The 14194-nt window shown below is 70.4% G+C and carries 11 protein-coding genes; 8 read left to right on the top strand and 3 right to left on the bottom strand.

Translation table 11 applies throughout. From position 1 onward, the window contains the following. Positions 1–16: 16 nt before the first annotated feature. Complete coding sequence (gene glgB / locus IF04_RS0118325) at positions 17–2764, top strand: 1,4-alpha-glucan branching enzyme (protein WP_078600451.1); 2748 nt, start codon at positions 17–19, stop codon at positions 2762–2764. 293 nt (positions 2765–3057) lie between these two features. On the opposite strand, the gene IF04_RS0118330 is transcribed toward glgB, so the two are convergent. Next, positions 3058–4479 (bottom strand): cation:dicarboxylate symporter family transporter, encoded by a 1422-nt coding sequence (locus tag IF04_RS0118330; RefSeq protein WP_037959869.1) that lies wholly within the window; start codon positions 4477–4479, stop codon positions 3058–3060. 152 nt (positions 4480–4631) lie between these two features. Between IF04_RS0118330 and IF04_RS0118335 the strand changes: the two genes are divergently transcribed. From IF04_RS0118335 to IF04_RS0118360, 6 genes are all read left to right on the top strand, one after another. Then, positions 4632–6248: a sensor histidine kinase gene (locus IF04_RS0118335; protein WP_030258338.1), complete on the top strand. Its 1617-nt coding sequence runs from the start codon at positions 4632–4634 to the stop codon at positions 6246–6248. Further along, positions 6245–6961 carry a response regulator gene (locus IF04_RS0118340; protein WP_051831351.1) on the top strand — a complete coding sequence of 239 codons (717 nt, stop codon included), beginning with the start codon at positions 6245–6247 and terminating at the stop codon, positions 6959–6961. The genes IF04_RS0118335 and IF04_RS0118340 overlap by 4 nt, the downstream gene beginning before the upstream one ends. A gap of 84 nt (positions 6962–7045) precedes the next feature. Further along, the gene (locus tag IF04_RS0118345; RefSeq protein ID WP_106975631.1) at positions 7046–8380 is read left to right on the top strand and encodes an extracellular solute-binding protein; all 1335 of its coding nucleotides are present in this window, start codon (positions 7046–7048) and stop codon (positions 8378–8380) included. Further along, complete coding sequence (locus IF04_RS0118350) at positions 8377–9300, top strand: carbohydrate ABC transporter permease (protein WP_030258347.1); 924 nt, start codon at positions 8377–8379, stop codon at positions 9298–9300. The genes IF04_RS0118345 and IF04_RS0118350 overlap by 4 nt, the downstream gene beginning before the upstream one ends. A gap of 12 nt (positions 9301–9312) precedes the next feature. Next, positions 9313–10152: a carbohydrate ABC transporter permease gene (locus IF04_RS0118355; RefSeq protein ID WP_030258350.1), complete on the top strand. Its 840-nt coding sequence runs from the start codon at positions 9313–9315 to the stop codon at positions 10150–10152. 147 nt (positions 10153–10299) lie between these two features. After that, positions 10300–10845, top strand: coding sequence for a hypothetical protein (locus tag IF04_RS0118360; protein WP_030258354.1), 546 nt, complete (start codon positions 10300–10302; stop codon positions 10843–10845). 129 nt (positions 10846–10974) lie between these two features. On the opposite strand, the gene IF04_RS0118365 is transcribed toward IF04_RS0118360, so the two are convergent. After that, positions 10975–11844: an AraC family transcriptional regulator gene (locus tag IF04_RS0118365; protein WP_030258357.1), complete on the bottom strand. Its 870-nt coding sequence runs from the start codon at positions 11842–11844 to the stop codon at positions 10975–10977. Positions 11845–12133: 289 nt separating this feature from the next. Here IF04_RS0118365 and IF04_RS0118370 point away from each other — a divergent pair, with 289 nt between their 5' ends. After that, a complete protein-coding gene (locus IF04_RS0118370; RefSeq protein WP_030258359.1) occupies positions 12134–12835 on the top strand; it encodes a transcriptional regulator in 702 nt (233 codons plus the stop codon). A 68-nt stretch (positions 12836–12903) separates the two neighbouring features. Here the strand turns inward: IF04_RS0118370 and IF04_RS0118375 are convergent, their stop codons facing one another. After that, positions 12904–13929, bottom strand: a complete 1026-nt coding sequence (locus IF04_RS0118375) for a 6-phosphofructokinase (RefSeq protein WP_030258361.1) — start codon at positions 13927–13929, stop codon at positions 12904–12906. Positions 13930–14194: the final 265 nt, after the last annotated feature.

Here is a 14194-nt window from a genome sequence, read left to right on the forward strand (position 1 = left end):
CCAGGAGGCTCCTCCCGTGACCCCCCGTCCGCCGTCCCGCCCCTCGTCCGACCCCGCAGCGGCGCCCGACGCCGACGTCCCGCCCACCTTCCTGCCGGCCGCCCGGTCGGAGGACGAGCAGGACGCCCCGCCGGCCCAGCGCACCGGGCCCGATCCCGAGGCGGAGGCGGCCGCCGAACGCGCCGCGGAGCCGGCGCGGAAGACCTCACGCGCGAAGTCGGCGCGCGGCGCCGCGAAGCCGGCCGGGGCATCGGTGACCGATGCTCCGGAAGCGGGGGAGGCGGCCGCCCCGGCCGCCAAGAAGCCCGCCCCGAAGAAGGCCGGCGCGAAGAAGACCACCGCCGCCAAGAAGACGACGGCGAAGGCGACAGCGAAGACGCCGGCCAAGAGCACGAAGACCCCGGCCAGGACGACGGCCGCCAAGAAGACCACCGCCGCTCGGTCCACCGCGCCCAAGGTCACGGGGACCGCCGTGCCCAAGACCGCCGTCCCCCAGCCTGCCGCCGCGCGCACCGGCGCCCCCGCCCCGAGCGCCGGCAGCGCCGGCAAGGGCGGCGTGCGCGCCGCGTCTCCCCTGAGTGACACCGACCGCGGCCGGCTGCTGTCCGGTACGCACCACGACCCGCATTCGCTGCTCGGCGCGCATCCCGTACGCGGCGGGGTGCTCTTCCGGGCGCTGCGCCCGTACGCCACCTCGGTGACCGTGCTCGCCAAGGGCCTGCGGGCCGAGCTGCGCGACGAGGGCGACGGCCTGTTCGCCGGGGTGCTGCCGCTGTCGGAGATCCCCGACTACCAACTGGTGGTCGCCTACGGCGAGGGCCCGGACGCGCACGAGATCACCGTCCACGACCCGTACCGCTTCCTGCCCGCGATCGGCGAGCTGGACCTGCACCTCATCGGCGAGGGCCGGCACGAGGAACTGTGGCAGGCGCTCGGCGCGCGGATCATGGAGCACGAGGGCGTGACCGGCACCCGCTTCACGGTGTGGGCGCCGAACGCGCAGGGCGTCCGCGTCGCCGGGAACATGAACTACTGGGACGGCACGGTCTATCCGATGCGCTCGCTGGGCTCCTGCGGCGTGTGGGAGCTGTTCATCCCCGGGCTGGGCGAGGGCGAGCTGTACAAGTTCGACATCGCGCGCCCGGACGGCAGCCACACGCTGCGCATCGACCCGATGGCCCGGCGGACCGAGTGCCCGCCGGCCAATGCCTCGGTCATCGACGTCTCACGTCACGAGTGGGGCGACGCGGAGTGGATGGCGCGCCGCGCCGAACGCCCGGTACACACCTCGCCGTTCTCCGTCTACGAGGTGCACCTCCCCTCCTGGCGCCCCGGCCTGTCCTACCGCGAACTGGCCGAGCAGCTCCCCGCGTACGTCAAGGACCTGGGCTTCACGCACGTGGAGCTGATGCCGGTCGCCGAGCACCCCTTCGGCGGCTCCTGGGGCTACCAGGTCACCGGCTTCTACGCGCCGACGGCCCGGCTCGGCACCCCCGACGACTTCAAGTACCTGATCGACGCGCTGCACCGCGCGGACATCGGCGTGATCATGGACTGGGTGCCCGCGCACTTCCCGCGCGACGACTGGGCGCTCGCGGAGTTCGACGGACGGACGCTGTACGAGCACGAGGACCCGGCCCGCGCCGCGCACCCCGACTGGGGCACCCTCGAATTCGACTACGGCCGCACGGAAGTCCGTAACTTCCTCGTCGCCAACGCCGTCTACTGGTGCTCCGAATTCCACATCGACGGCCTGCGCGTGGACGCGGTCGCCTCGATGCTCTACCTGGACTACTCCCGCGAGCACGGCGAGTGGACGCCCAACGAGCACGGCGGCCGGGAGAACCTCGACGCGGTCGACTTCCTGCAGGAGATGAACGCCACGGTCTACCGGCGCTGCCCCGGCGTGGTGACCATCGCCGAGGAGTCCACGGCCTGGGACGGCGTCACCCGCGCCACCCACCACGTCGGCCCCGGCGGCTTCGGCGGCCTGGGCTTCGGGCTGAAGTGGAACATGGGCTGGATGCACGACTCCCTGGAGTACATGTCCAAGGAGCCGGTGCACCGCAAGTACCACCACAACGAGATGACCTTCTCGATGGTGTACGCGTACTCGGAGAACTACGTCCTCCCCATCTCCCACGACGAGGTCGTGCACGGCAAGCGGGCGCTGGTCTCCAAGATGCCCGGCGACTGGTGGCAGCAGCGCGCCAACCACCGTGCGTACCTGGGCTTCATGTGGTCCCACCCGGGCAAGCAACTGCTCTTCATGGGCCAGGAGTTCGCGCAGGGCGCGGAGTGGTCCGAGGGGCACGGCCCGGACTGGTGGCTGCTGGACCCGGCGTACTCCGCCGAGCCCGACCACCGCGGCGTCCGGGACCTGGTCCGCGAGCTGAACCAGCTGTACTCCGCCACCCCGGCCCTGTGGGAGCGGGACACCGACCCGGGCGGCTTCGCCTGGATCGACGGCGGGGCGTGGGAGGACAACGTCTTCTCGTTCGTGCGGTACGACGCCGACGGCGACCCGCTGGTCGCGGTCTGCAACTTCTCGCCGGTGGTGCGGCACGAGTACCGCCTCGGCATGCCGGAGAACGTCCCGGCCTGGCGCGAGGTGCTCAACACCGACGAGGAGCGCTTCGGCGGCAGCGGCGTGACCAACCCGGCGCCGCTGAAGTCCGAACCGGTCCCGTACCACGGCCGGGCCGTCTCCATCGCGCCGGTCCTCCCGCCGCTCGCCACGGTCTGGCTGCGCCCCGCGGGCTGAGGACGCCGGCCGGGAGTCCGCTCCGCCGGCCGTACGGACGTGCTTGCGGGCCGGTGTCGCACCCCCTGCCCGTACGCACAAGAAAGGGGCCCGCCGGCGTCTGCCGCCGGCGGGCCCCGTTCCCCCGTGATCCCCCGTTCACCGGCGGTTTCCCGCCGGCCCTGGAAACTTTGCCGCTTCACAGCGTCCGGGGACAGCCCCGCCACGCCTTCGTTTCCGGCCCGCGACACCCTGATACGCAATCGAGAAATTCCGCACAAGATCGCGAACTTGGTGCCCGCATCGGGGGCGCGTCAGACGCCGGCCTTCTTGACGTCGGTGCGCGGTTCCGGGACCTCCCCCTCGACTTCGTCGGCCTCCGGCGCCGGGCCGTGGCCGTCGTCCACCAGGGTCGTTTCGTCGAACGGGAGGTTGCCGGCCAGGACCTGGCTCACGCGGGACTTGTCGATCTCCTTGGTCCAGGTGCCGATCAGGACCGTGGCGACCGCGTTGCCCGCGAAGTTGGTGAGGGCGCGGGCCTCGCTCATGAAGCGGTCGATGCCGACGATCAGGCCGACGCCGTCGACCAGGTCGGGGCGGTGCGACTGGAGGCCGCCGGCCAGGGTGGCCAGGCCCGCGCCGGTGACGCCGGCCGCGCCCTTGGACGCGATGATCATGAAGACCAGGAGGGAGATCTGCTGGCCGATCGAGAGCGGTGCGCCCATCGCCTCGGCGACGAACAGCGAGGACATCGTGAGGTAGATCGCGGTGCCGTCGAGGTTGAAGGAGTAGCCGGTCGGGACGGTGATGCCGACCACCGGCTTGCTGACGCCCAGGTGCTCCATCTTCGCGATGAGGCGCGGCAGCGCCGACTCGGAGGAGGAGGTGGAGAGGATCAGCAGGAACTCGCGGCCGAGGTACTTCAGCAGCGTGAAGATGTTCACGCCGGCGATCAGGCGGAGCAGCGTACCGAGGACGACGATCACGAAGAGCAGGCACGTGACGTAGAAGCCGACCATGATGACGGCCAGGGACTTGAGCGCGTCCAGGCCGGTCTCGCCGACCACCGCGGCGATGGCGCCGAAGGCACCGACCGGCGCGGCCCACATGATCATGGACAGAACGCGGAAGACCAGCTTCTGGAGGTGGCCGATGCCGCGCAGGACCGGCTCGCCGGTCTTGCCCATCGCCTGCAGCGCGAAGCCGACCAGCAGCGCGACCAGCAGGGTCTGCAGTACCTCACCGGTGGTGAAGGCGGAGACCAGGGTGGTCGGGATGATGCCGAGCACGAACTCGGAGCTGGACTCGCCGCCGCCCTCGGTCTGCGCCTGGCCCGCGTGCCGGAGCGTCTCGGTCAGATGCAGCCCGGAGCCGGGCTCCAGGATGTTGCCGACGACCAGGCCGATGGCGAGCGCCACGGTCGACATGACCATGAAGTAGCCGAGCGCCAGGCCGCCGACCGCGCCGACCTTGGCGGCCTTCCGGACGGAGCCGACACCGAGGACGATCGTGCAGAAGATGACCGGCGAGATCATCATCTTGATGAGGTTGACGAAGCCCTCGCCGAGCGGCTTGAGCTCCATGGCGACGCCGGGGGCGATGAAGCCGACGGCGATGCCGAGCACCACCGCGGCGATGACGGCGATGTAGAGGTAATGGGTCCGGTCACGCTTCTTCGGTGCGGGCGTGGCGGGCTCGCCGGGAGTCCCGCCACCCGGCAGGATCGTTGCAGCCACGACTGCCTCCTGTCCTCGATTGTCCGGTTCTGCGTGTGACCTGCGGCTCTTGAACGCAAAACAAAGTCCCGGTGACTATGCACCCCCCTCTTGATCACGTCACCCTTACGTGCATTTCGTTCATGTAAACGTCAGTGGGCAAACTTATGCACATGCGAATCCCCCGCCCCCGCAGCCTGGCCGGGCAGCTCTTCGCCGTGCAGGCCGTGCTGATCGCGGTCGTCGTGGCGGGCTGCGCCCTCTTCGCGTACTTCACCGCCGGCGAGCAGGCCGAGGAGACCGCGCGCCGCCAGGCCACCGCCGTCGCCACCTCCGTGGCCGACGCCCCCTACGTCGCGCGGGCGGTCCGCGCGGAGGACCCCACGAAGCTGCTGCAGCCCTGGACCGAGCGGGTGCGCAAGGACGCGGGCGTCGCGTTCGTCGTGGTGATGGACACCGACAAGACCCGGTATACCCATACGAACCCGTCCGCCATCGGCAAGAAGTACCTCGGGCACATCGGCCCGGCGCTGCGCGGCGAGGTCTTCCACGAGACGCACCGGGGCACCCTGGGGCCGTCCGTCCGCGTCGTGGCGCCGGTGCGGGACGGCGGCAAGGTCGTCGCGCTGGTCAGCTCCGGCATCACCGTCGAGACCATCAGCGGCGGGCTGCGCCGCCAGATGCTGTCGCTGATCGCCGTCGCGGCCGCCGCGCTGGCCCTGGGCGGCCTCGGCACGTACGTGATCAACGCCCGGCTGCGCCGGCACACGCACGGCATGAACGCCGCCGAGCTGAGCCGGCTGCACGACTACCACCAGGCCGCGCTGCACGCCGTACGCGAGGGGCTGCTGCTGCTCGACGGGCGGCGCGCGGTCGCGCTGATCAACGACGGGGCGCGCGAGCTGCTGGGCCTCACCGGGGACGCGGTGGGCCGCCCGGTCGCGGACCTCGGGCTGCCCGCGCCGCTCACCGGGGCGCTGCTCTCCCCCGCGCCCCGCGTGGACGAGCTGCACCTGACCGCCGACCGGGTGATCGTCGTGAACACCGCACCGGTCGACGACGGTGAGCAGCGCGGCACGATGGTCACCCTGCGCGACCACACCGAACTGCAGGCGCTCTCCGGCGAGCTGGACTCGGTACGCGGCTTCGCGGAGGCGCTGCGCTCCCAGGCGCACGAGGCCGCCAACCGGCTGCACACCGTCGTCTCGCTGATCGAGCTGGGCAGGGCGGACGAGGCCGTGGAGTTCGCCACCGCGGAGCTGGAGCTGGCGCAGGCGCTCACCGACCGGGTGGTGGGCGCGGTCGGCGAGCCGGTACTGGCCGCGCTGCTGCTCGGCAAGGCCGCGCAGGCCAACGAGTACGGCGTGGAGCTCACGCTGACCGAGGACAGCGGGATCGACGACGGGCTGCTGCCCGGCTGGCTGCCGGCCCGCGACCTGGTGACCGTACTGGGCAATCTCATCGACAACGCGATCGACGCGGCGGCGGGCGGGCGCCCGGCGGGCGAGCCGGGCCGCGTCGTGGTCACCGTGCGCGCCACGGACGGCGAGCTGCTGCTGCGCGTCGCCGACTCCGGGCCCGGCGTGGACCCCGGCCGCACCGAGGAGATCTTCCGGCGCGGCTGGACGACCAAGGCCGCGGGCCCTACGGTGCACGGCCGGGGCCTCGGGCTGGCCATCGTCCGGCAGACCGTGCGGCGGCACGGCGGTACGGTCACGCTGGAGCGGGCCCCCGAGGGCGGCGCGGCGTTCGCCGTGCGCCTGCCACTGCGGACGGAGCTGCCGGCATGACCTCACAGGACGAGCGCGGGCGCAGACCCGCGCACCCGGAAGAACCGCTCCGGGTACTGGTCGTCGAGGACGACCCCGTGGCCGCCGACGCGCACGCGCTGTACGTCGGCCGGGTCGAGGGCTTCACCGTCTCCGGCACCGTGCACACCGCCGCGGCGGCCCGCCGCCACCTCGACCAGCACCCCGTCGACCTGGTACTGCTGGACCTCTTCCTGCCGGACGGGCACGGGCTGCAGCTCGTACGGACGCTGCGCGCGGCCGGGCACACGGCCGACATCTTCGCGGTCACCTCGGCCCGGGACCTGACCGTCGTGCGCGAGGGCGTCTCGCTGGGCATCGTGCAGTACGTGCTGAAGCCGTTCACCTTCTCCACGCTGCGCGACCGGCTCACCCGTTACGCCGTCTTCCGCTCGGCGGCGGGCGAGGCCAGCGGCCAGGACGAGGTGGACCGGGCCATCGCCGCGCTGCGCGCGCCCCGCCCCGCCACGCTGCCCAAAGGGCTGACCCCCGCGACGCTCCGGGCCGTGACCGACGCGCTGCGCGCTGCCCCCGAGGGGCTGTCGGCGGGCGCGGCGGCCGAGACGGTGGGCATCTCCCGCATCACGGCGCGGCGTTACCTGGAGCATCTCGTGGACGCCGGACGGGCGGTCCGGGCACCGCAGTACGGCCACGTCGGGCGGCCCGAGTTGCGGTACCGCTGGTCGGACCATTGACCTGACCAACCGGTCACCTTACGGTCACCGTGCAGCCCGTCGTGGCCAGTTGGAGGTACTGCTGTGCGTCCTGCCGTCCCGCTGATGTTCCTCTCCGCCGTGCTCGCCGCCGGCACGCTGACCGCCTGCGGCGGCGGCTCCGGGAGCGACCCGGATGTCGTCAAGGTCTCGTTCAAGCAGTCCACGGACAACCGGATCCGGGTCATGGACACATACCTGGCCGGGATGAAGAAGGAATTCGAGAAGGCGCACCCGGGCAAAAAGGTGAAGCTGGTGCCGATCAAGGCACCGGACTCCGAGTACTACACGAAGCTGCAGCAGATGCTTCGCTCCCCCAAGACGGCGCCCGACCTCGTCTACGAGGACACCTTCCTCATCAACTCCGACATCACCAGCGGCTATCTGAAGCCGCTGGACCCCTACCTGGACAAGTGGCAGGACTGGGAGCAGTTCATCGACACCGCGAAGACCGCGGCCAGGGGCGAGGACGGCAAGACGTACGGCGTGCCGGACGGCACCGACACCCGCGGCCTGTGGTTCAGCAAGGACATCTTCAAAAAGGCGGACCTGCCCGCGAACTGGCAGCCGAAGAACTGGGACGACATCCTCGAAACCGCCCGCACCATCAAGAAGAAGGTCCCCGGCGTCATTCCGCTGAACGTCTACACCGGCAAGCCCGCGGGCGAGATGGCCACGATGCAGGGCTTCGAGATGCTGCTCTACGGCACGGGCGAGGACCCGCTGTACGACCCGGACCGGAAGAAGTGGGTCGCCGGCGGCAAGGGCTTCAAGGACTCCCTGAAGTTCGTGGAGACCGTCTACAAGGAGAAGCTCGGCCCGGAGGTCTCCGACGCGCTCGACCCGAACATCGGCACCCGCGCCCGCGGCGAGCTGCTGCCCGAGGGCAAGCTCGCCATCAACCTGGACGGCTCCTGGCTGCCCCAGGACTGGATCAAGGGCTCGGGCCACGAATGGCCCGAGTGGTCGCAGGAGCTGGGCCTCGCGCACATGCCCACGCAGCACGGCCGGGCCCCCGGAAAGGTGAGCATGTCGGGCGGCTGGACGTGGGCGGTCCCGGCCAAGGCGGGCAACCCGGACCTGGCCTTCGAGTTCATCAAGACCATGCAGACCAAGAAGAACGCGCAGAAGTGGTACATCGCCAACTCCGGCATCGCGGTCCGGAAGGACGTCGCCGAGGACCCGCAGTACGTGAAGGCGCAGCCCGGCATCAAGTTCTTCACGGACCTGGTCGCGCACACCCACTACCGGCCGGCCTACCCCGCGTACCCGAAGGTCTCCACCGCGATCCAGGAAGCCATGGAGGGCGTCACGACGGGCGACACCTCGGTGGCGGAGGCGGCGAAGACCTATGACGAGGAGCTGGACTCGATCACGAACGGCGAAGTGGTCAAGAAGTGAGAGCCGTCGGTACGCGTCCCGCGGCCGAGCAGCCCACCGCGGCCCCCGCCACCGCCCGGCGCCCGCGCCGCAGCCTGGCGCGGGCCCTGCCGGTGACCCCCGGCGTCGTCCTGCTGCTGCTCTTCCTCGCGGGCCCGATCGGCTACTGCGTCTATCTCGCCTTCACCGACCTGCAATTGACGGGACAGGCGGAGTCGTCCTTCATCGGCCTGGACAACTTCGCCGAGGCCTTCGGCGACAAGGACTTCCTCAACGCGGTCTGGCTGACGCTGGTCTTCACGGTCGTCTCGTCCCTGATCGGCCAGAACACCCTGGGCCTGACGCTCGCGGCCCTGATGCAGCGCGCCTCCAAGCCGGTGCGCACGCTCACCGGCGGCATCGTGGTGGTGGCCTGGGTGCTCCCGGAGGTGGTGGCGGGCTTCCTCCTCTACGCCTTCTTCCGCCGCGAGGGCACCCTGAACGCGGTGCTCGACTGGCTGCACCTGCCGGCCCAGAACTGGCTCTACATCCTGCCGATCCTGGCGGTGTCCTTCGCCAACGTCTGGCGCGGCACGGCCTTTTCGATGCTGGTGTACTCGGCGGCCCTGAACGAGATCCCCAAGGAGATCACCGAGGCCGCGCAGGTCGACGGCGCGAGCGGCCGGCGCCGCATGTGGCACATCACGCTGCCCATGATCCGCCGCTCCATCGGCACCAACCTGATGCTCAATACCCTCCAGACCCTCTCGGTCTTCGGTCTGATCTGGGTGATGACCCGCGGCGGCCCCGGCAACCGCAGCCAGACGCTCCCCTTGTACATGTACGAACAGGCATTCCAGAACAGCATGATCGGCTACGCGACGGCCGTGGCCCTCCTCCTGCTCCTCGTCGGCTCCCTCTTCTCCCTCGTCTACATGCGCCTGCTGCGCACGGAGGTCTGAGTGGCCCGCTCCGTGAAGCTCACCCCGGCCGCCCGCCGCGCCACCCGCCGGCTCGCGGCGGACGCGGCGCTCCTGGTGGTCGCGGCGGCCTTCGTCCTGCCCCTGGCCTGGGTGGTCCTCTCCTCCCTGGACGCGCGGGCCGACCTGAAGGTGAAGATCCCCGAAGAGTTCACCTTCGGCAACTTCGACGCGGTCCTCGTCCCCGACGTGACCTTCACCCCGCTCCTCAACAGCCTGATCCTGTGCGGCGGAGCGACCCTCCTGACGATCGTCTGCGCGGCCCTGGCGGCCTACCCGCTGTCCCGCTACCGCTCCCGTACCGGCAGCGCCTTCCTGGCCACGATCCTCTTCGCCACCTGCCTGCCGATCACGGCGATCATGGTCCCGGTGTACGCCCTGTTCGTCCAGGTCGAACTGATCGACACCATGCACGGGACGATCCTGTTCTTCGCGGCTTCCCAACTCCCCTTCGCCGTATGGCTCATGAAGAACTTCATGGACGGTGTGCCGAAGGAGCTGGAGGAGGCGGCCTGGACCGACGGCGCCTCGCCCATGCAGTCCCTGCTCCGCGTCGTCCTGCCTCTGATGGGGCCGGGCATCGCGGTCGTGACCGTCTACTCCTTCGTCATGATGTGGGGCAACTTCTTCGTCCCCTTCATGCTCCTGCTCGACCCCGCGCAGATGCCCGCCTCGGTCAGCATCAACGACTTCTTCGGCAACCGCGGGACCGTGGTCTACGGCCAGCTCGCGGCCTTCTCCCTCATCTACTCGACCCCGGTGCTGCTTCTGTACATCCTGATCGCCCGCCGCCTGGGCGGCGGCTTCGCGCTGGGCGGGGCGGTGAAGGGCTGACAACAAGCCAACCGGGCTGGGCCGCAAGCGAGTTGGGCCATGTTGAGCCACTTTCGCGCATCCCGCTGCGGCTTCCACAGCAGCGCCCCAAAGTCACGCAAGACTGAGCACCTCTCCGATTACCCATCTCCATCGAGAGGTCCATGCATGTCGCGCTCATCGCGCTTATCGCGTTCGTACCGCCTGGCCGCCGTCGCCGCACTGCTCGCCGCGGTCGGCGTCCCCACGGCGACCGCCCCCGCGCACGCCGTGGGGACCGAGGTGGTGTGCACAGCCACGGAGACCATCGCCTACCAGCCCGGTCTGAAGCTGGTTCCCACCCCGCAGAAGGTCTCTGCCACGAGGACGTACTCCAACTGCGACCTGCTGAGCGAGTTCGACATCAGCTCCGGGTCCAGCTCCGGCACGGCGTCGCAGTCGCTGTCGTGCGCCGACGCCCTCCAAGCCGGCGCCGCGTCCGAGACCATCACCTGGAACACCGGCAAGACCAGTACCTTCACCTACAACCGGACCGTGTCCCACGTGGCCGGCCAGACGGTGGTCACCAACGTCGGCACGATCACCGCGGGGGAATTCGAGGGGCAAGGCGCGAAATCGGTCTTCGCCGGGCCGACCGCCGACACGCTCCAGTGCCTGAAGGAGGGCATCACCGAGCGCGCGGGGGCAGGCACGCTGACGATCCTTGCCCTGTGACCTACCCCGGATAGGCCACAAAAGCCCGCCGGGCGGGCCGGCTGAACACGACAACCGGCCCGCCCGGCCGCTGTAGCCGCTGGTGCGCCATGCCGCAGTTGAAGACCCCGGACGCCCCGTCCTGTCCGCTCAGGCCGCGGTGCGCTCCACCGGGATCCACAGTTCCGCGTCCGCCTGTGTCCCGTCCTGCGACAGCCGGGTCCGCAGGATCTCGGGCCCCGGCCGGCTCTGGTAGGGATTGGACGGGAACCACTGGGTGAACACGTCCCGCCACAGGTGCTGGAGCGCCTGCGGGAACGGGCCGGAGCTCTCGAAGACGGCCCAGGGGCCCGCGGGGACGGTGAGCGCGTCGAGGTCCTCCGGAACGGCGGCCGTCCCGGTCACCACGCCGTGGTAGTAGTCGAGTTCGGTGCCCTCCGCCCGGCTCGGGTCGAGGTTGTCGCTCACCCCGACGATCCCCTCCGGCTGCTGGTCGGAGAGCGCGGTGATACGCCGTATCGTCTCCCGGTCGATGCCGCGGATGAACTCCGCGATCGCCGGGTTCACCCCCTCGTGGACGAGCGGGACCCGGACCTTCTTGCCGACCACCCGGAAGTCTTCCTTCTCGATGACGCGGTATCGCATACTGCTCTTCCCTTCGACGGTGAGACGGAAGGACATCCGCGGCTGGGAGCGCAGCGCGGCACCGGTCCGCCGGGCCTCGCCCGGGCCCACACCGTGCATGGCCCGGAACGCCCGCGCGAACGCCTCGCCGGAGCCGTAGCCGTACCGCACGGCGATCTCCAGCAGCGTCCGCTCGCCGGCGAGCACCTCGGCACCCGCGACGGTGAGCCGCCGACGCCGGACGTACTCCGACAGCGGGATCCCCGCCAGCGCGGAGAACATCCGGCGGAAGTGGTATTCCGACGTCATCGCGATCCGTGCCGGCTCGGCCATCTCGATCTGCTGATCGAGATGCGACTCGATGTGTTCCAGTGCCTCGTTCAGGCTCTCCAGCAACTCGGACTCCCTCCTTGACGTCCTTCACGTTAGGAAGACCGCGCACTGCCCGACCCGACATTCTGTGCCCGGTCCGGTCGGGCGCGAAGGCGCGGCGGCGAAGGGCTGAGCGAGCGCTCAGTAAGCGGCCGGATTTGGCTGAGAATCCTCTCGCCAAGCGGTCACCGTCCGTGAAAAAATCACCCATCGTTACAAGATCACTCTCTGCAACCCGTAGATTGCTACGAGTTTTCGAAGCGAAGGGTAAAACTACCCGCGTAGACATATCTGGGTCGCTTACGGTGTGGCGGTGCACACGCCAGACAGGGGCGAGCGCCGCCCACCCTTCGACGCCCAGGCCGCCAAGCGCATGCGCGAGGCTCTCGGAATGACGCCCGCGCATGTCGCGTACGGCATCAACGCCGCGTACGGAAAACCGATTCAGCCACGGACGATCGTCTCCTGGGAGCGGGGTGAGGGGTCGCCGACGGAGAGCGAGCTGAACGCGCTCGCGGGGGCGTTGTGGTGCGCGCCCGGTGACCTGCTCGGGACGCCCGACACCTTGCGTGAGTACCGGATCGCCCGCGGCATCGCCGCCGACGACCTCGCGCTGCGGATCGGCATGGAGATCCCGGCGTACGAGCGGATCGAGGCCACCGGGCAGTGGCAGGGCAATGACCGGCAGGCGGCCGCCCTCAAGGCCGAGCTGGGACTTCCGCTGCCCGCGCTGGTGCGGCTGACCGGGCGGGCCGGGCAGCTGGCGGAGATGCTGCGCGGTGCCGCGACCACGCGCTGGCAGGCGTATGTGCGGCCAGTGTGCAAGCTGCTCGGGCTGCCGAAGCCTGAGGTACAGAAGGCGCTGGAGTACCTCTTCGAGGAGTACCACCGGCGGATGGCCGGGACCCTGGGCTGGGGCGGCGGAACCGAGAGCGCGGCCGAGTCCAGCGACGCGGGCCGCGAGTTCGTGCGTGACGTGCTCGACCATTTCTGGGAGCAGGTCGGGGAGAGATGACCGGCCGGGCCCGCACGCCGGGCCCGCGCAGGGCCCGGCGGCGGCCGCCGTTCAGTACAGCGGGTGGCTCAGAAGACCGACTCGGCCTCGGCCATGCGGTTCGCCGGCACGGTCTTCAGGTGGGTGACCGCCTCGGCGAGCGGGACCATCGTGATGTCCGTGCCGCGCAGCGCGGTCATCTTGCCGAAGTCACCGCGGTGCGCGGCCTCGACGGCGTGCCAGCCGAAGCGGGTGGCGAGGACGCGGTCGTACGCGGTGGGGGTGCCGCCGCGCTGCACGTGGCCGAGGATGACCGGGCGGGCCTCCTTGCCGAGCCGCCTCTCCAGCTCGACGGCGAGCTTGGTGCCGATGCCCTGGAAGCGCTCGTGACCGAACTGGTCGATCTCGCCCTTGGCGTAGTCCATCGTGCCCTCGGCGGGGTGCGCGCCCTCGGCGACGCAGACGACGGCGAACTTCTTGCCCCGCGCGAAGCGCTCCTCGACCATCTTGACCAGGTCGTGCACGTCGAAGGGACGCTCCGGCAGGCAGATGCCGTGGGCACCGCCGGCCATGCCGGACTCCAGCGCGATCCAGCCCGCGTGGCGGCCCATGACCTCGACGACCATGACGCGCTGGTGCGACTCGGCGGTGGTCTTCAGGCGGTCGATGGCCTCGGTCGCCACGCCGACGGCCGTGTCGAAGCCGAAGGTGCGGTCGGTGGAGGAGATGTCGTTGTCGATGGTCTTGGGCACACCGACCACGGGCAGCCCGGCGTCGGCGAGCATCCGGGCCGCGGTGAGCGTGCCCTCGCCGCCGATCGGGATGAGCACGTCGATGCCGTACTCCTTCGACATGTCCTTGGCGTCCTCGCACGCCTGGCGCAGCCGGGCGCGCTCCAGGCGGGAGGAGCCGAGGATCGTGCCGCCGCGGGCGAGGATGCCGCCGACAGCGTCGAGGTCGAGCTTCCGGTAACGGCCGTCGAGCAGACCAGCGAAGCCGTCCTCGAAGCCGATGACCTCGTCGTCGTGCTCGGTGACGGCGCGGTGCACCACAGAGCGGATCACGGCGTTGAGGCCGGGGCAGTCGCCGCCCGCGGTCAGGACTCCGATACGCATCGTGCTGAGTCTCCTGTGCTCGATGTTGGTTCTGGTGAGCAGGTGCGATTCTTTCACGGGCCGGTGACGGGCGCCCTCACACGTCTCGGCTGCCCCGACTCCGGGTACCCCGCACAGGGGCGGTCACCCGCCTCGGCGGCCCCTCTTCGCGCACGGGCGCGCACCATGGACACTGGGAGAGCGGCCTATCCACTGACGCAGGTATTGTCAAGGGGGGCAAGCCCGCCATAACGGGTAATTTTCCCCTGTGAGCAACGGAAAAGGA

Source organism: Streptomyces violens, assembly GCF_000717745.1.
GTDB lineage: Bacteria > Actinomycetota > Actinomycetes > Streptomycetales > Streptomycetaceae > Streptomyces > Streptomyces violens.